Annotated in this window: 16 protein-coding genes; 5 read left to right on the top strand and 11 right to left on the bottom strand. The window is 45.9% G+C overall.

Translation table 11 applies throughout. The features are described from left to right. Nucleotides 1–127 precede the first annotated feature (127 nt). The 8 genes from ACZ5XY_RS10355 to ACZ5XY_RS10320 form a co-directional block, all read right to left on the bottom strand. Nucleotides 128–529 carry a DUF4870 family protein gene (locus tag ACZ5XY_RS10355; protein WP_464741400.1) on the bottom strand — a complete coding sequence of 134 codons (402 nt, stop codon included), beginning with the start codon at nt 527–529 and terminating at the stop codon, nt 128–130. Nucleotides 530–743: 214 nt separating this feature from the next. Continuing rightward, complete coding sequence (gspM, locus tag ACZ5XY_RS10350; RefSeq protein WP_464741398.1) at nt 744–1,331, bottom strand: type II secretion system protein GspM; 588 nt, start codon at nt 1,329–1,331, stop codon at nt 744–746. Nucleotides 1,332–1,349: 18 nt separating this feature from the next. After that, nucleotides 1,350–2,603: a type II secretion system protein GspL gene (gene gspL / locus ACZ5XY_RS10345; RefSeq protein ID WP_464741396.1), complete on the bottom strand. Its 1,254-nt coding sequence runs from the start codon at nt 2,601–2,603 to the stop codon at nt 1,350–1,352. Nucleotides 2,604–2,682: 79 nt separating this feature from the next. Next, nucleotides 2,683–3,138 (bottom strand): phosphohistidine phosphatase SixA, encoded by a 456-nt coding sequence (sixA, locus tag ACZ5XY_RS10340; RefSeq protein ID WP_464741394.1) that lies wholly within the window; start codon nt 3,136–3,138, stop codon nt 2,683–2,685. A 50-nt stretch (nt 3,139–3,188) separates the two neighbouring features. Beyond that, on the bottom strand, nt 3,189–4,616 hold the full coding sequence (locus tag ACZ5XY_RS10335) for an NAD(P)H-dependent glycerol-3-phosphate dehydrogenase (protein WP_464741393.1): 1,428 nt from the start codon (nt 4,614–4,616) through the stop codon (nt 3,189–3,191). Between the two features lie 91 nt (nt 4,617–4,707). After that, nucleotides 4,708–5,331 carry a nitroreductase family protein gene (locus tag ACZ5XY_RS10330; RefSeq protein ID WP_464741391.1) on the bottom strand — a complete coding sequence of 208 codons (624 nt, stop codon included), beginning with the start codon at nt 5,329–5,331 and terminating at the stop codon, nt 4,708–4,710. Between the two features lie 98 nt (nt 5,332–5,429). After that, nucleotides 5,430–6,530: a cell division protein ZapE gene (gene zapE / locus ACZ5XY_RS10325; RefSeq protein WP_464741389.1), complete on the bottom strand. Its 1,101-nt coding sequence runs from the start codon at nt 6,528–6,530 to the stop codon at nt 5,430–5,432. 276 nt (nt 6,531–6,806) lie between these two features. After that, nucleotides 6,807–7,460 (bottom strand): alpha/beta hydrolase, encoded by a 654-nt coding sequence (locus ACZ5XY_RS10320; RefSeq protein WP_464743869.1) that lies wholly within the window; start codon nt 7,458–7,460, stop codon nt 6,807–6,809. Nucleotides 7,461–7,838: 378 nt separating this feature from the next. Here ACZ5XY_RS10320 and ACZ5XY_RS10315 point away from each other — a divergent pair, with 378 nt between their 5' ends. From ACZ5XY_RS10315 to xseB, 3 genes are all read left to right on the top strand, one after another. Then, the gene (locus ACZ5XY_RS10315) at nt 7,839–8,198 is read left to right on the top strand and encodes an adenovirus L4-33K/L4-22K family protein (protein ID WP_464741387.1); all 360 of its coding nucleotides are present in this window, start codon (nt 7,839–7,841) and stop codon (nt 8,196–8,198) included. Nucleotides 8,199–8,357: 159 nt separating this feature from the next. Then, the gene (gene xseA / locus ACZ5XY_RS10310; RefSeq protein WP_464741385.1) at nt 8,358–9,833 is read left to right on the top strand and encodes an exodeoxyribonuclease VII large subunit; all 1,476 of its coding nucleotides are present in this window, start codon (nt 8,358–8,360) and stop codon (nt 9,831–9,833) included. Nucleotides 9,834–9,847: 14 nt separating this feature from the next. After that, nucleotides 9,848–10,084, top strand: coding sequence for an exodeoxyribonuclease VII small subunit (xseB, locus tag ACZ5XY_RS10305; RefSeq protein WP_464741383.1), 237 nt, complete (start codon nt 9,848–9,850; stop codon nt 10,082–10,084). Between the two features lie 10 nt (nt 10,085–10,094). Here the strand turns inward: xseB and pncB are convergent, their stop codons facing one another. From pncB to ACZ5XY_RS10290, 3 genes are all read right to left on the bottom strand, one after another. Next, complete coding sequence (gene pncB, locus ACZ5XY_RS10300) at nt 10,095–11,387, bottom strand: nicotinate phosphoribosyltransferase (protein WP_464741381.1); 1,293 nt, start codon at nt 11,385–11,387, stop codon at nt 10,095–10,097. Nucleotides 11,388–11,563: 176 nt separating this feature from the next. Continuing rightward, nucleotides 11,564–13,354 carry a bifunctional peptide-methionine (S)-S-oxide reductase MsrA/peptide-methionine (R)-S-oxide reductase MsrB gene (gene msrAB, locus ACZ5XY_RS10295; protein ID WP_464741379.1) on the bottom strand — a complete coding sequence of 597 codons (1,791 nt, stop codon included), beginning with the start codon at nt 13,352–13,354 and terminating at the stop codon, nt 11,564–11,566. A 337-nt stretch (nt 13,355–13,691) separates the two neighbouring features. Continuing rightward, a complete protein-coding gene (locus ACZ5XY_RS10290; RefSeq protein ID WP_464741377.1) occupies nt 13,692–15,173 on the bottom strand; it encodes a coniferyl aldehyde dehydrogenase in 1,482 nt (493 codons plus the stop codon). 233 nt (nt 15,174–15,406) lie between these two features. On the opposite strand from ACZ5XY_RS10290, the gene lipB reads away from it, so the two are divergent. Then, nucleotides 15,407–16,192 (top strand): lipoyl(octanoyl) transferase LipB, encoded by a 786-nt coding sequence (gene lipB, locus ACZ5XY_RS10285; protein ID WP_464741375.1) that lies wholly within the window; start codon nt 15,407–15,409, stop codon nt 16,190–16,192. A 174-nt stretch (nt 16,193–16,366) separates the two neighbouring features. Next, nucleotides 16,367–16,897 carry an inorganic diphosphatase gene (locus ACZ5XY_RS10280; protein WP_464741373.1) on the top strand — a complete coding sequence of 177 codons (531 nt, stop codon included), beginning with the start codon at nt 16,367–16,369 and terminating at the stop codon, nt 16,895–16,897. Nucleotides 16,898–16,961 lie beyond the last annotated feature (64 nt).

Below are 16,961 nucleotides of genomic sequence, written 5' to 3'. Positions count from 1 at the left end.
ATAGCGAAAACAAAATTAAAAAGTCAATATAAATTTTTGGCGCCATTATAGCAGCTTGTGGGCATAGGCATAATGGTTTGTTTCCTTGGCTGCTTAAAAATAACCCAAGCGTAAAATCGCTGCAAAATTACGGCACAGGTCGATTGGAAGCCAGCGCAATCCAGCCACGGATAATGCGGTACAAATGCCAAACCACCGTGACCCCAATCACCGCGACCCCCAAAAAGGCAAACAATAGCGACCCTGCTGCCAAATGACCGCTGTCCATCACCGCACTGATTCCAAGACCGCCAAAGGCAATAAATAACAATATCATGCCAATAACAAAGAAAAATATACTGTACCAAAAGGTCTTAATCTGCCAATCAAAATGGGTGGCAAGCCAAGTACCATCGGCTTCATGACGGCGAACGTAGTTCATCACAATCGGGGCAATCCATAGCAGCCCTGCAGTAAAATAACTGACGATATTTAGCAAATAAGTGATATGGTTGTAAGCTATTAGCGAGCGCTCTTTATCGTTGTCCATCACTCCCCCTTTTTTCCTAAATCGATGCCAACTATCTCAAGCCGTAAGCTTAAAAAAAGCCGTAAGCTTAAAAAATACTATAGCGCTAAAACAGCACGGTTATCATTATGCCAACTTGATTGAGGTCTTAAAAAATATTTCAATAGCCAATTGAGTTTAGCTACAAAAACCAAACGGTATTTTTAAAAGATTGAAAACATCTTAATGATTTTGACTATTTTTTTAAGGTCGCTTGAACTGACAGGTCTTTAGTTGCGGTATCTTGGTTGATGCTAAGCCTGTCTAACTGCCAACCTTGCTGCTCAAGTTGACCAAGCACATTTGCCACAACCGCTTGGCTTGGGTGGGTAAAGCTCAGCTGAACGCCCTCGCCGATTGCTACCACCTGAGCGCCGGTAACGCCCATTGAATTGAGAATATTATTCACTTGCACCGTCAGCGGACTGTCATCAAGCGCTTGCGGATTGCTATCAACATTTGCCGCTTGACCGCGCAGCCAAAAGTAATCGGCAACTTGGTTTTGATAGTCAAGCTTACTTTTTTGCGCAGCTTTATTCATGCCATAGCCGCCGTAACCAAAAACCATAATGATAAAAAACAGCATCAAAATACTGAGCGCAAGGCGGTCGCGCGGCGCTAAATTTTGCCAAAACTCCTGCGATTGATTTGCCCAAGCGTCCAAATGGCGAGCGCGTTTTGAGGAGGTGACTTTTGAGGAGGTGGCTTTTGAAGAGGTAGTTACTGTCGTTTCGGTCGCAACAGCAGCGGGATTTCGTCTGATACGGCGCTGAATAAATTTCATAAATCAACCTTTAAGCAATTAAGACAGCGCGGGGTTTGGCGGTGCAGATTGCAAATTGTCCGCCGGAGCAGTGGGCGCAAAGCTGATGCGAACATTGCCTAACACTTGGTTTTGCTCAGTGTTATTGACCTGCTCAAGATTGGCGCTCAGACCTTGAGCACTTAAGCTGCTCATAAAGCCATCAAGGCTACTGCGGTCAGCAGCAATCAAAGTGAGCGTCAGCGCATCAGGAGCTAGCCCTAAAGCTTGGGTGGTGAGTGAAGATTGCTTAATCAGTGGGGACACCTGAGCCATGACGGCAATCGGTGCGTTGGTATCTAAGCTATTTTGGCGCAATTTTGGCGCAAGCTGAGTTTGCAGCAACCCGCGAGGATTGAGCGGCTCATTGGGAAACCAAGCTTGATATTGAGCCGCCGTCGCGCTTTGGGTTTTTGCAGCGGCCTCTTGATAGCGCAGCCACTCGATACCGTTGGTGGCAAACTGCAATACCCAAGCAGCAAGCGCCACCATAAGCGCGGTTTTTAAATAAGGCGATAACACCGCGCGGCTTTTTTTGGCAAAAAAGTTTAGCGCATGACGCTCTGGCATCAGCACCGGTTCAGGATAAATGGGCAATAAATTGACCAAAAACCCTTGCTGCTCAATAAGCTCAATCGTTTTTGCTTGCATGCTGTTTGAGGCAATTCCATCGTCCGAATCAATCGGCGATAGCATATTAATTACGGTTTGACTGGGCAGTCTTGATAATAATAGCGGTAAAAAATTAACCGCAAGCCCTTGAGCGTCCATCTGTCGTGATAAGGTTGTGGCGTTATCTTGATAGAGGGTCAGCGCAGTTAACTCGGGTGCATCAGCGGTCGCCGTTTCAGGACTTGGCAGCAATAAAAAGTCCGGCAGCATGGCAGTGATATTCAGCCCCACCAGTGCCGCGCTTTGTTGCCAAGCTTCAATATCGCTTTGGTCAATGGCATAAAGCTGAGTAGGCTCACCGCTAAACTGGCGAACGCTTAATTTATCTACCGACCCCAAAAACAACTCTTCGAACAAATACTGCTGACCGGTCATGCCAAGCTGCTTGATTTGAGCGCTTGTGAGCGTCGATTCCACTTGCAAAAGGTGCTGCGAGGGAAAATATAAGGTAATGGCGGGCGCGCCATGAATGCCATAAATATCATAAAGCTGCTGCCAATTGTCCACCAACTGCCAGCGCCGCTCGTCCAAATGCCAAACTGCAAGCGGACTTTGCTGCCCGCGAAACCAAACGTGTAACACCCACTGTGTCCTTAATGTTGGCGCTGTGTTAGCGCTTAGCCGCCTATCATACTAAATTTACCCTAAAACTGCCGCCAAATTATGGTTGATTCGGAACAAAACGGTCAATTTCTTTTGCCATTCCTGTCATCAAAAATTCCATTTCAAACACGCGCGCTTCAGCCAACGAAAACCCTTCAAAACTATCGCCGGTGAGTAAGCTTGCAAGCTTTGCCACAATTGACATATGACAAACAACAAGCAAACAGTCGCTATCGATTTTTACCAAATCATTAAATGCCGCTTTGGGGTCATCTGATGGCGTGATGTTGTCTTGGGTCATCACTTTGATATCAGGAAAATGCTTGGCAATTTGTGCCATCGTTTGCTCGGCACGCTTAAACGGGCTGACCACAAGCGCGTCCGGTTGATAATTTGCAAAAATATAAGCGGCGGTTTGGCAAGCTTGCTGATTGCCAAACTCAGTCAGTGGTCTTGCGCTGTCAGGCGTCACCCCTTCTTTAGCTTCGCCGTGGCGCATTAAAATAACTTTCATGTTGACCCTTTTTTATATTTTTAAGTCCGCAATCGCTTGTTGAAAAACGATTATTCATCACTCGTGGCTGAGTCGCTGTTATCATCACTGAGCTGCTGCTTTGCCGCTTGCATTTGCGCAGAAAGTGCCGCGTTGGTATGGTCATGCGGCATCACAAACTCAACATCACTTCGAAATCCGGCTTCCATCAAATGCAGTGCCACCCCAAGCGCAGCTTTGTCTTCATAAATAACGGCATAAAGCGCATGGGTGATGGGCATATAAATGCCTTCGCGGGTGGCTTTTTCGTGAACCTGCTGAATGGTGTTGACCCCTTCGGCAGTTTGACCAAGCTTTTTAACCGCGGCTTGAATACTCATTCCGCGGCCAAGCATATTACCAATGCGATAATTTCGGCTCAGCTCTGAGCTGCAGGTTGCGTATAAGTCGCCCACGCCGGCAAGCCCCAAAAAGGTCAATGGATTGGCGCCCGTTGCCACCCCAAAGCGGCTCATTTCAGCCAATGCCCGCGTGAGTAACATCGCTTTGGTATTTTCGCCAACCTCGTAAGCTGCCGCCATTCCCATGGCAATGGCATAAATATTTTTGAGCGCGCCGCCAAGCTCAACGCCGCGAACATCGTCACTGGCAAATACCCGAAAAAATGCACTGTGTAGCGCCGATTGCACCGCATGCCGCAGCGGCTCAGATTCACTGGCTATCACCGTCGCCGACGGCATGTTTTTCATGATTTCAATGGCAAGATTAGGTCCTGACATCACCCCAAAATTGACCTCAGGAAGCTCATCTTTAATGATGTCGCTCATTAACGCAAAGCTGTCTTTTTCCATACCTTTGGTCAATGAAACAACGGCTTGACCGGTAATAAATGGCGCAATATTTTTAAGCGTTTCGCGAAAGGCAATACTGGGGACTGCCACAAAAATAATGTCGGTATCGCTGATTGCCGACTTTAAATCGTGACTGAATTTTAAATCCTCATCAAGCTTAAAATTGGGCAAATATTTTTTATTCATCTGGTGCTTGCTAAGGGATTTTACCGTCCGCTTGTTGCGAACCCAAAGCGTGGTATCGCAGCCGTTTCTGGCTGCAAGGTTTGCCATGGCGGTTCCAAAGCTGCCGCCACCTAAAAACGCCAAGCGCAATTGGCTTGGGTTGGTCATGGCAGGCGTCATGTTTTTGGCAACGTCAGCTTCGACCGCGCTTGGGTCAAGCTTTTTACGACCAATTCCAGATTTGGCCGCGCGCTCAATAATACTTGAAAGCAGTCCTTGGGACTTTTCCACCGTTTCAGCAGGCTTGGCAGATGATGGCTTTTTTGAGTTGCTGCTTTTAGTCGCCGTCTTTTTACTTTTTTCGCCGAGCGGCTTTTTTTTATCGGTAGCAGTTTTGCTTAAACGGTCTTTTTTTGTCTCGGTTTTGTTTTTTAATTTATTATCATTCTTCTCAGCATCTTTAGGGCTTGATGATGGCGTCATATTTAAATTTCCATATTGAGCAAGTCAGCTTTTGAGCAAATTACCATTGTTCACGGCAAAGATAAAGTCCGATATGGTAATCCATGCCAATTTACGCCTCAAATCGAGTCAATGGCTCAATGTCCACTGGCTTTCGCGCAGATTTGTCGCGAGGACTGGTTCCGGTATAAATAAAACCAACCACGTAATCGTCTGCCGCAACATCAAAATAGTCTTTTACCGCAGGCTCGTTACAAAGCAGCCCAGTTCGCCAAATGCTGCTAAAGCCTTGCGCTTTTAACGCCAAAATTAGATTTTGAACGGCAGCACCAGCGCTGAGCATTTGCTCAAATAGGGGCACTTTTTTATGGGCTTCCATTTTGGTGGTAACGGTGATAATCATGGGAGCTCGCAGCGGCAATTCCGCCGTTTTTCGCTGCTCTTTTTCTGATAAGGTGTCACCATCGCGGACGGCCGCCGCTTCGGCAGCAGCGAGCAAAGCGCGACCAAAGGCATGACGGGCATCGCCTTCGGTGACAATAAAGCGCCACGGTTTTAGCTGTTTGTGGTCAGGAGCAGTTGCCGCGCAGCCAATTGCCGCGCGAACGTCGTCGTGACTTGGCGCAGGGGAGTCAAGGTTACTCACGCTGCGTCTTGAGTTAATCCAATGAATCAATTGCTCAGCTGTTAGATTGTCGATATTAGCCGTGTTTTTATTTTCAGTTGGGGTGGTCATGTCATCGTCCTTGTGGTTTTATTTTTATCATAGCACGTTCAATGCGGTTGAGAATCATTATTTGTTATGAGACTTTTTATCGCAAATTATCGCAAATTTTAAGCAGCTTCATCCAAACGGTGCTTGGATTTCAAATAGTCTTCAGATTGCATTTCAAGCAGCCGCGAGCGGGTTCGCTCGATTTCAAACGCCAATTTTTTGCCTTGATACAGCTCCAAAATCGACTGCTCCGCGCGGATTAACAGCTTTACCCTGCGGTCGTAAAACTCATCAACCATATAAATAAAGCGCCGCGTGGGGTCGCGCAAATCATCGTTGAGCGCCGGAACGGCATTGACCAACACCGTGCTAAAGCGGTTGGCAATCTCAATAAAATCGGCAGCGGAGCGCGGCTGCATACAAAGATGACGAAAATCACAAAACAACATCGTCTCAGTTCGCGCATTAATAATAATCTCGCGACCATTAATCACGATTGGCTCGCGGCTGATTCTGATATTGTGCGATAAAGTGGCAAAGCGGTTGGCAAGCCAGTTGTGATTGGCTTTTGTCAGTGGGGATTTATAAAGCTCAGCCTGCTGAAGCACGCGCAAGCGATAATCAACCCCTGAATCAATGTTCATGACGGTGGTGTGGCGCTCAACTTCAGCAATGGCAGGCAGCAAGCGGTCGCGGTGCAGCCCATCTTTATAAAGCCCACTTGGCGCGATGTTTGACGTTGCCACAAGGGTAATCCCGCGGTCAAACAGCATGGTAAACAAATCACCTAAAATCATCGCATCGGACACGTTGGACACAAAAAACTCATCAAAACAAATGACGATGGCTTCGCTATAAATGATGTCCGCGACCTTTTCAAGCGGATTGGTTTCACCGTTGATTTTATTTAATTCACCATGAACGCGCTGCATAAAATGGTGAAAATGTTGGCGCATTTTACGGTCAATGGTCAATGAATCAAAAAACATATCCATCATCCACGTTTTGCCGCGACCCACGCCGCCCCACATATAAAGCCCTTTTGGGGCAGCCGGCTTGGCTTTAAAAAAGCTGAACAAACCCTTTTTTGGCGGTACAAAATGATTGAGCTCATGACAAAGCGCGTCAAGATAGCTCATCGCCGCAAACTGCTGGTCATCTCGGGTGTAGTCATCGGTGGCGACCGCTTTTTCGTAGCGCTGCAAAGGTGATAAGGTCATAAGACGGCTCGTCATTTGGCAATCAAAAATAAGGCAAAGCGGCTTTTATTAAAGAGCTTGCCTGACTGGCAATATTTTTTAGGAAAAGCGCGCTAACCTCACACTTTATTCCTAGCTGGTCCACTGTCCCATGATTTCATACTTTGACAGTATAATCACCTAATTTATAGCCAACATTTACACAAAAAATACCAACTACAACTTGGTAAAATATTTGGGGCAATAAAGGGCTCAAAAATTTTGCGGTTGAAACTTCTGCCCCAATTTTTTATAAGCTTATTTTTTTGTGTAATAGTGCTCAAGCAGCTTTTTTAACTCGCCCAATTTGCCATGAAAAAAATGACCTGCGCCATCAATGATACTGGTTTCAAGGTTCATTTTTTCAGCAAAATCCTGCATCGATTCTGGCGCAATGACTTCATCTTGATTGCCATAAATCTCAAACGTTTTATCGGTTGGCAAGGTTAAATCACTGGTGTCATTTTTTTCAACCGAGGGCGCAATGAGTGCCACTTGGCTAATCTCAAAGTCCTCAAGACCCCAACTTTGCGGCGCGGTTAATAATTGCTCGGCAACGCGGGCGGTCACATAGCCACCAAATGAAAAGCCGCCAAGCCAAATTTTACGGGCGTTTGACTGAGCTGCTGCCCATTGAATGACGGCAAGCGCGTCCTCAACTTCACCAACGGCATAATCATGCTCGCCGGTCGATTGACCAACGCCGCGAAAGTTAAAACGAACCACGTGCATGCCAGCATCGCGGGCAAAGCGGTACATGGTGGTGACCACTTTATTGTTCATCGTCCCCTCAAACAAAGGGTTTGGGTGACAGAGCACGGCAATGGTATCGGTCGCCGCATCATTTGGGTTGTCATTTTGCCAAAGCGTATCCACTTCAAGAACGCCGGCAGGGGCTTTAATCAAAGGCATAACGGTCATCGAGTAATCAATTAAAAAGGGCTTTAATTATCCTAGAATGGGGCAATAATTCAAGTGGTTTATGTCAAAATGTTTCAAATATTAAAATTTAGCGGCGTTTATGAAAGGCATTTATTCAAATGCCATCATTTAAGAAAATTATAATATAACAATCTAGAAACCCTTACCAATCTTATCGCTTCTGACTTATCTTTTCTTAAATATAAAACCGCTTGAGCAATAAGATGGCAACATCACTCACAATTTTTGTCTAGACGTTTATAAGAAATTTACGTTAAATGAAGGTTTGATTTTCGTTGAAATAAATTTTGGTGGTCATGGATTTAGGACTTGCCAAATTTGAGGATGAAACTTTTAAAGGATACTATTATGAAAAAATTTGCGCCAATCGCGGCTATTGTTGCCAGTGCTTTAACCCTAGCCGCTTGCCAAAGCACCCCTGCAAGCCCTGTCATTCAGCGCGCTAACTCAACGTTTGAAACGACCGGCATCGGCAGCACCAAAGTTAAAGCTCAAGAAAACGCCCTCGCCAGCGCCCAAAAAACGTGCCGCGGTCAGCAAGTCATCATCGTTGATGACAACGTCAAATATAACGGTTTGTTAGATGAGCGCACCGGTCGTGTGGTCGGTCAAGTTGGAACGGTTCTTGGCACTGTCCTTGGCACCGGCTCGCCAAATCTGTCACGTCAAGACGATTACGAATACCAAATCAGCTTTCGCTGTCAGTAAATGGCTATACGCTAATTTATTTTAGGCAGTAAAAACTCAAACTACCAAAAGCCAATAGTCGCCTGATTGTTGGCTTTGTTTTTTATGCTATGCTTAGCTTTATTTAAAAAACTAAAACAGCCAAAACTTAATGATAAATGATAAGCGTTGTGATTTTTTATGAAAAAACCCAATTTATCGCGTGAGCATTTAGAGCGCTTGCTTGAAGACCCAAGCCGGTCGGCGGCGTTTTCCGAAAACGATTTGCCAACGCTTGAGGCAGAGCTTGCTGAAAAAGACGACCCGTTATCCGATACCGTATTGCGATTAAGCGACTATTTGGCGGCGGTTGAAATGGTCATTAATGAGACCTTTAACCATCACGTTTGGGTGAAAGCGGAGATTCGCAATTTATCGACCAAAGGTGGTCATTACTATTTTGAGCTTGCCGAAAAAGACGATAGCGGCAAGGTGGTTGCCAGTTGCCGCGGTAACCTTTGGCGCTTTAAAGCCGGTCGCGTTTTGGGTAAATTTGAGCGCGAAACGGGAATGACCCTTGACCGCGATGTGACCGTTTTGCTTAAAGTTTCAGCAACCTTTCATCCGCAATACGGCTTTTCGCTGGCTATCGAGGACATCGACCCAAGCTATACGTTAGGCGATTTGGCGCGGCAATATGCCGCCATGGTTGAGCGCTTAATGGGTGAAGGACTGCTTAATTTAAACCAAAGCCTGCCGACGCCTTTTGACATTGAACATGTCCTTGTCATTGCCCCTGAAAATGCCGCAGGGCTTGGCGATTTTCAAGCCGATGCCGATAGGCTTGCGCAAACTGGCGCTTGCCATTTTCATTATTATCACGCCACCTTTCAGGGCAATCACGCCCCAAGTGAAATCCGAGCGGCGATTAGCAAGGCTCAGCAGCAGTTTTTAGCAAAATATAACCGCTTGCCGGATTTGTTAGTTATCATTCGCGGCGGCGGCGCGGTTGGCGATTTGGCGTACCTTAATGATTATGAGCTTGCCGCCTTAGTCGCTGAGCAGTCCATTCCGGTTTGGGTGGGCATCGGTCACGAGCGCGACCATGTGATTTTAGATGAGGTGGCGCACTCAAGCTTTGATACGCCGTCAAAAGTGATTGCCGCCATTGCCGCGCATTTGGCAAGGCTTGTCAGTCAAACTCGTCATTATGAGCAGCAAATTCAGCAATCGGCAACCCGCGTTATCACCTTTGCTCGCAGCCAGTCCGAGCGGCAATTTGGCAGCATTCAAGCGCAAGCTAAGCAATCATTAATCGTCCTGCAAAAAGACTGCAATTACGCTTGGCAAAGCATTGGACAATCAGCAAGGCAGCAGCTTAGACAAAGCCGCTATTTGGCATTTTCGGCAAAACAAAGTATTGAAAAACAAGCTTTTAACAATATCCAAACGGCAAAACGCAACAGCCAGTTTTTACGCGACAGCATTTTACTTTATCAGCCAAGCCGCGTATTAACTCAAGGCTTTGCCCGAATCACAAATGAGGACGGCGCGATAACAATTAGCCAAATCAGCGCATTAACCTCCGGTCAAACCGTTCAAATTCATTTAAAAGACGGCGTGGCTACCGCAACGATTGATAAAATTTTAGCGACTAACGATTTTCAGCAAAAATAAAATAAGGAATAACGATGACCACTAGCAATCGCAAAAAAGCTGCCCCAAAAACCTTCCAAGAAGCTTACGATATCTTAAAAACCAACGCTGAAACGCTGAAATCGCAGGATGAGCCGGACATTGACAACTTAATGAGCACCGTTGAGCAGTCCATTGCCGCCTATCGCGTTTGCGAGGCGCGACTTGATGCCATTGAGCAGGCACTAAACAGCACCTTTGCGATGGACAACAAGGTCAATGAGGAAGAATAACGGCGAAAGCTTACTCTTTTAGCAAGTCATTTTGAGCGTCGGAAGGGGCGATTTCCTCGCTTTCTGGCGCTTCGATTTCAAACACTTGGCGCAGATATGCCAAATAGGTGTCATTATTAATCATGGTTTTACCGGGGCTGTCGGAAAGCTTGGCAACCGGTTGACCATTACATTCGACCAGTTTTAAGACGATATTTAATTGCGTCAGTCCCATATCATTGGTTAAATTGGTGCCAATGCCAAAGCTGGTTTTGATGCGACCTTTAAAATATTGATGCAACTCCCAAGCTTTTTGCAGATTCAGCCCATCGCTAAAGGTGAGCGCTTTGGTTTTTGGGTCAATCTTTAATTTTTTATAATGGTTAATGGCTTTTTCGCCCCAAATATACGGGTCGCCGCTGTCGTGGCGCAAACCATCAAACAATTTGGCAAAGTACAAATCAAAATCACGCAAAAACGCATCCATGCCGACCACATCGGTCAAGGCAATGCCTAAGTCACCGCGATATTCATGAACCCAAGCTTCAAGCGCCGCTTTTTGTGAGTCGCGAAGGCGAACATCAAGCGCTTGAAAGGCTTGTAAAAACTCATGCGCCATCGTGCCAATCGGGGTCATTTTTAGCTTTTTAGCCAGCAAAACGTTTGACGTTCCGCTAAAAATGTTCGGCTCAGCATTATGCAAAGTAGCGACTACGTGCTCTTGCCACTGTTTGCTAAAGCGGCGGCGCGTTCCAAAGTCAGCAACAATAAACGGCGGCATAAAGTCAGATTTGGGCTGATTGGCAATTTGGCGCGCATAATCATGAAGCAGCTCAACCTTGGCGTCCAAGCGTTTTTGACCCTCGGCAATCACCTCAGGCGTTGACAGCGCTGAAAAATAAAGCTGATTGACAATGGCAAGCACAAACACTTCAAAAAACATCGCCTGAATCATCGGACCTTCAATGTCAATGCAAAGGCGACCTTTACTGTCGGCGCTAACCTTGATAAAGCGGCGCTTTAATTGAAACAGCTCTAAATAATCCACAAAGTCAGAGCGAATAAAGCGCAAACTGCGTAGGTATTCCAGCTCATCGGGCAAAAATCTCAGCTCACAAAGCCTATCAAGCTGATATTCAAGCGCCTCTTGAATATAGGCGAGCGGATACGCGGTCTCATCGTTATTTCGGCAGCGAAAGCGGTAAACGCCGTGGGTTTGCGGAAACTGGTGTAACATGGCTTGCAGCATGGTGAACTTGTACAAGTCATTGTCTAACAAGGAGGTAATAATCGGGGCAGAATGAGGAATAGAAACGGCTGTCATGAAAGCGCCTTACAATCAAAATTGGGTCATCTTAGCACAATTTGAGGCGCAAACTTTGAATCCGCGTGGGGGATTTGTCTTAAATTTGTTGGGATTTGCCCGATTGACTTTAACATAAGCCAATCGGGCAAATTACTAAAAAAATCTTCAATTAAAAATCGGGATTCAATTTTCCGTTATTTCACGAGCTTAACAAGCGGCGCGTAGCCTGATTGTGGCATCAAATCCACCGGAATAAATTGCAGCGCCCCGCCATTAATGCAATAGCGCAGTCCGCCTTTGTCTTTTGGACCATCGGGGAATACGTGACCTAAATGCGAGTCGGCAACGCGCGAGCGCACTTCCGTTCGAACCATGTTAAAGCTCATGTCGCTTCTTTTGGTGATGACTTTGGGGTCAATTGGCTTGGTAAAGCTTGGCCAACCGCAACCAGAGTCATATTTATCGGTCGATAAAAACAGCGGCTCACCGCTTACCACATCAACGTATAAGCCTTTGGCAAATAAATGGTCGTATTCATGGCTAAAGGCGCGCTCGGTGCCAGCATTTTGGGTGATGTCATATTGTGCTTTGGTTAAGGTGTTTTTTAGCGCATTTTTATCAAAATTGGCGTAGCGTTTTGGGTCAAGCGTTTCAGCAACGGTATTAGCAGGGGCAAGCTTACTGCCGCCGCGAACGCTTTGGTTGCCTTCGATTTTGTCGTCGGCAAGACTTAAATCAATATGGCAATAGCCGTTGGGATTTTTCGCCAGATAATCTTGATGGTACATTTCGGCAACGTAAAAGTTATCCAGCGGCTTTTCTTCCACCACGACTTTTTGCTTATATTTACCTTGAAGCTGCTTGAGCGCGGCATCAATCACCGCTTTGTCATTGTTATTGGTATAATAAATGCCCGTTCGATACTGAGCGCCGCGGTCGTTGCCTTGTTTGTTGAGGCTTGTTGGGTCAATCACGCGGAAGTAGTATTGCAAGAGCGTTGGTAAGTCGATTTTGTCGGCATCATAAACGACTTTGACCGTTTCGGCATGACCTGAACCGCGAATGACTTGCTCATAGCTTGGGTCTTTTATCGCAGGGCTGCCATTGGCATAGCCTGAAATGGCATCAACCACGCCATTGATGCGCTCCATATATGCCTCAACGCCCCAAAAGCAGCCGCCCGCCAGATAAATGGTTTTGGTATTGATGGGCTTGCCTTTGTCATTGTAATAAACGCCATCTTTTTGCTTGATGGTTTCAATGTTGCTGTTGCTATCAAGGGCGGTGGTCGCGGCAGGTTTTGCTATTCCGGCTTTCAGTTCAGCAAAGTCGTTTGAGGCGTTTTCAGCTAAGGCAAACGCTTGCTGCTCGGTCAAATTGCCTTTGACCAAATGCACCAAATTGCCCTGTTTATCCAAAATCGCCCAACTTGGATAGACTTGAATGCCAAGTTTATTAATCAGATTTCCTGACTTATCGACAAGCACCGGAAGCTTTGGATAATCGCCTTGAACGCCTGCGTCCCAATTTTCAAACTCGCCTGCCGCCTTTTCGTTCAGATGGTCAGGACTTGCCACTGTTACCACATTTAAGCCGGCAAATTTAGGATTGTTGCGCCAGTTTTCAGTTTCCTCAAGCGATCCTAAACACAGGGGGCACCAACTTGCCCAAAATTTAACGAGCGTGGGTTTATTTGGGTCAATCACATTTTTACCGGTATTACCAAGACCTTTGGTGATTTGCGGCAACCCTTGCAATTGATTGAGCATGTCCGAGGGCAACATATCGCGCGAGGAGTTAACGCCGGTATTTTGCGATTGCGAGCTTTTTGCGCTTGAATTGTTTTCAGCATTGCTCATCTGACCGCAAGCTAAAAGCAGTCCGGCGCTTAAGGCAGTGGTAATTCCAAAGGCGCTGATATTTTTAAGCGTTCGGGACGATTTTTTGGGATTTTGTTTTTTGGAATTTTGGGGGTGGTTGGGCATGGGAGTTCCTTATAATGCAGTCATTCCAACATCTTATCCTAATGGCGGTAGGATTTACTTTTTAAAGCAAGTTTTTAAACTATTAAAACTTGTCAATTCAACGTCTTACCGCAAAAAATTAAAGGTTTAGCGGTCAGCTTATGCTAAATATTAATCCAAATTTTTCTAATATCAATTAGAATTTATTAAAATTAGTTAATTATAATTTAGATTATTTTAACTATTTTTAATAAAATACAAAAATTTATAACGGCTCAGCAATGATTTTGTAAGAAAAAAAATAACGCTTAAGTTAAGCGCTATTTTTAACAGGTAAAATTCGGCAAGCTTGCAACGGTTATTTTAAAAACAGCGCCATGCCTTTTTTAAACAGCTCACCATAAGGCGGCAAGAGCAAATTTAGACCGTTTAATTTTGATTGGACAAAGACCGGTTTTAAATGGCTCAAGCGCTCAAACCCTGCTTTACCATGATACGCGCCCATTCCAGAATGCCCTACCCCGCCGACCGGCAATTCAGATTGCACAAAATGCATCAGCACCTCATTGACGCTCACGCCGCCAGATACGGTCATCTCGCGGATGCATTCAATATCGCCATCATCGCTACTAAAGATATAAAGCGCCAGCGGTCTTGGTCTTGCGTTGACAAACTCAATGGCATCAAACACTTGGTCATAGTGAATAAGTGGTAAAATCGGCGCGAAAATCTCATTTTCCATCATGGCACTGTCAAGCAGCGGCTCACAAACAATCACCGGTGGCATAAACCGCGAGTCGCGGTCACTATGAGCGTCCGTTAAAGGGTGAATAAGGCGTTCATCAACATCATCAAGGTAGCTTTGGGCGCGCTCAAACTGACGCTCATTAATGATATGCGAATAATCTTTATTGCTGGCGATACTCGGATAATGCTTGGTCAGCCACTCGCGGGCAAGTTCAATAAAGCGCCGGTGGTATGGTCTTGGCAACAAAATATAATCAGGCGCCACGCAAGTTTGACCGGCATTGAGCATTTTACCCATCATGATTCGGTTCACGGCATTTTCAAGGTCGGCGTCATCGGTGACAATCACCGGAGATTTGCCACCAAGCTCAAGCGTCACCGGCGTTAAATTGGGCGCGGCAGCTGCCATGACTTTTTTGCCAACCGCTGTTGAGCCGGTATAAAGCAAATGGTCAAATGGCAATTTGCTAAAGGCTTCGGCAATATCAGCGTCCCCCAACACGACGCTGACCATATCCGGCGAGAAATAATGGGCAATGGCTTTAGCAAAGGTGTCGGCAAATTTGGGCGCAAATTCGCTCATTTTTATCATCACCCGATTGCCAGCAGTCAGCGCGTCAATCAAAGGCCCCACGGCCAAATACAGCGGATAATTCCACGGCACCATAATGCCCACAACGCCCAACGGCTGCGGCTGAATTTCGTTATGCGCGGGTAAATAAAGCTTAGAAATCCCCACGCGGCGGCATTTCATCCATGATTTGCCGTGTTTTTTGGCGTGACTGATGCCAGTGAAGCTTGGGAACAGCTCGGCAAACTGCGTTTCCGACTCGCTTCTATGACCAAAATCTGCGCTGATGGCTTCTGCTAAGGGCTGCTGATGGTCACTTAATAGCGCTTCTAAATTTTCTAACTGGCTCAGCCGAGTTGACCAGTCCAAAATCGGCTGACGGCGGCTTAATTTGTGTAAATGCTTGAACTGCTGAGTCAGCTGCTCTTGATTGCTGATAATACTGATGGCTTCTTTTACGTTGTTTTTCTTTTCACTTAGGCTATCATTGAGCGGCAGCGCGTGGTCTTGGGTTAACGTCATGGCAAATCCTTAAAAAGTTTTATAAAGCAGAGGTCAATTTTTCAAATTATTTTAAGCTGTCACGACTTAATGTAGCTGATTGGCGGATAATTGAAAAGCGACAATCGTTGATAAAGTGTTTTGCTGCCCGTTATAAAGGCTGGGCTAAATATTGAGTTTGTCTTATAAAAGCTGCTAAACTCAAGTTTTGGCGTCCTGCTCCTGACCTTTTTCCTATCAAAAGATTGTAAACCATGCCTGATTTTTCCCCTATCGATGAGTACCTTATCCAAAAAACGCTAATCCAAGCAAACTATAACCCGACTCATGACGCGATGCTGGCGCGAACGCTTGAGCGCATTAGCCTAAAAAAAGAACAACATATCCGAACGCCCGATGAGCTTTGGGTGGTTGACCACAACGACGTTTACACCTTAGGTCAAGCCGGAAAAGAAGAGCATATTTTACAAAAAACCGCGACGCCAATCATCAAAACCGACCGCGGCGGTCAGGTCACTTGGCACGGTCACGGTCAGCTTGTTGTTTATTGGCTGTTTGATTTGCTAAGTCTTGATTGGAGCGTTCGTAACTTGGTATCGCACGCTGAGCAAGCCATTGAAGATGTGGTGAACGAGTGCCTCAATCAATACCCTTTGCAAACGGGTCAAACCATCATTGCCAAAGCGCGCCGCGATGCGCCAGGGGTTTATCTTTATAGCTTAATCGATAGCGGTGAAAACTGCGAAGACAGCGGTGAAGAAATCATGCTTGGCAAAATCGCCTCGCTTGGCTTTAAAATCAAGCACGGCTTTAGCTACCATGGCATCGCTTTGAACCTTGATTGTGATTTGACCGCCTTTAACGCGATTAACCCTTGCGGTTACGCCGGAATGCAAATGCTGCGCCTTGCTGATTTTGCAAATATGACGGGCGAATTGAGCTTTGATGTCGTCACCCAAAAGCTGATTGATAATATTGCTCGCCGGCATCGCGGTGACATTAAGCTGCGACCTATTGCCAATGCTGAGCAAAAAGCTTAATTAATTGAGTCAAATTTTGCATAATATCGTGCCGGCTTGGACTTAAGCGAAACAAGAAATCGGTCTATTAATTTGCTATACTCGCAACCGAAATCATAAAGGCAGCAGCCTTTTGATAGAACAACAACATTTTAATAACTTAAAACCCTGACTTAAACCCTTAAAGGAGCCCTCATGGCAGATTTTAACAAAATTTTGGACGCAGGCGACGTTGACGGCGGCATCATCAACGTGGTGGTTGAAATCCCAACTGGCAGCAGCCATAAAATCGAGTGGAACCGCGACTTAGCGGTATTTGAGCTTGACCGCATCGACCCACAAATTTTTGCTAAGCCTTGTAACTACGGCTTTATTCCGCAAACGTTGGACGAAGATGGCGACGAGCTTGACGCGCTAATCATCACTGACGTGCCACTCACCACCGGCATCTTTTTAAAAGCCAAAGTTATCGGCGTGATGAAATTTGTTGATGATGGCGAAGTTGACGACAAAATCGTCGTGGTTCCTGCCGACGACCGCAATACCGGTAATGCTTACAACAGCCTTGAAGACTTACCTGAGCAGCTTATCAAGCAGCTTCATTTCCACTTTAGCCACTATAAAGATTTGAAAAAAGCCGGAACCACCGTGGTTGAATCTTGGGGCGATATCGAAGAAGCCAAAGAAGTTATCAAAAGCTCGATTCAGCGCTGGAAAGACAAATAAGCCAAGTTATAGCTGAGCTGTTCAGCCTTTGGCTAAATTTTATTGACTTAATTTACCGCAATCC

This window comes from Psychrobacter sp. GTC18467, assembly GCF_055397455.1.
The sequence above is the reverse complement of the archived record's forward strand: the minus strand, read 5'-3'. Positions and strand labels throughout refer to the sequence as shown.

Excerpts from the sequence above, each read along its gene's own strand:
- ACZ5XY_RS10355 (WP_464741400.1), bottom strand. The coding sequence starts at position 529 with ATGGACAACGATAAAGAGCGCTCGCTAATAGCTTACAACCATATCACT.
- gspM (WP_464741398.1), bottom strand. The coding sequence starts at position 1,331 with ATGAAATTTATTCAGCGCCGTATCAGACGAAATCCCGCTGCTGTTGCG.
- sixA (WP_464741394.1), bottom strand. The coding sequence starts at position 3,138 with ATGAAAGTTATTTTAATGCGCCACGGCGAAGCTAAAGAAGGGGTGACG.
- ACZ5XY_RS10335 (WP_464741393.1), bottom strand. The coding sequence starts at position 4,616 with ATGACGCCATCATCAAGCCCTAAAGATGCTGAGAAGAATGATAATAAA.
- ACZ5XY_RS10330 (WP_464741391.1), bottom strand. The coding sequence starts at position 5,331 with ATGACCACCCCAACTGAAAATAAAAACACGGCTAATATCGACAATCTA.
- zapE (WP_464741389.1), bottom strand. The coding sequence starts at position 6,530 with ATGACCTTATCACCTTTGCAGCGCTACGAAAAAGCGGTCGCCACCGAT.
- ACZ5XY_RS10320 (WP_464743869.1), bottom strand. The coding sequence starts at position 7,460 with ATGCCTTTGATTAAAGCCCCTGCCGGCGTTCTTGAAGTGGATACGCTT.
- ACZ5XY_RS10315 (WP_464741387.1), top strand. The coding sequence starts at position 7,839 with ATGAAAAAATTTGCGCCAATCGCGGCTATTGTTGCCAGTGCTTTAACC.
- xseA (WP_464741385.1), top strand. The coding sequence starts at position 8,358 with ATGAAAAAACCCAATTTATCGCGTGAGCATTTAGAGCGCTTGCTTGAA.
- xseB (WP_464741383.1), top strand. The coding sequence starts at position 9,848 with ATGACCACTAGCAATCGCAAAAAAGCTGCCCCAAAAACCTTCCAAGAA.
- pncB (WP_464741381.1), bottom strand. The coding sequence starts at position 11,387 with ATGACAGCCGTTTCTATTCCTCATTCTGCCCCGATTATTACCTCCTTG.
- msrAB (WP_464741379.1), bottom strand. The coding sequence starts at position 13,354 with ATGCCCAACCACCCCCAAAATTCCAAAAAACAAAATCCCAAAAAATCG.
- ACZ5XY_RS10290 (WP_464741377.1), bottom strand. The coding sequence starts at position 15,173 with ATGACGTTAACCCAAGACCACGCGCTGCCGCTCAATGATAGCCTAAGT.
- lipB (WP_464741375.1), top strand. The coding sequence starts at position 15,407 with ATGCCTGATTTTTCCCCTATCGATGAGTACCTTATCCAAAAAACGCTA.
- ACZ5XY_RS10280 (WP_464741373.1), top strand. The coding sequence starts at position 16,367 with ATGGCAGATTTTAACAAAATTTTGGACGCAGGCGACGTTGACGGCGGC.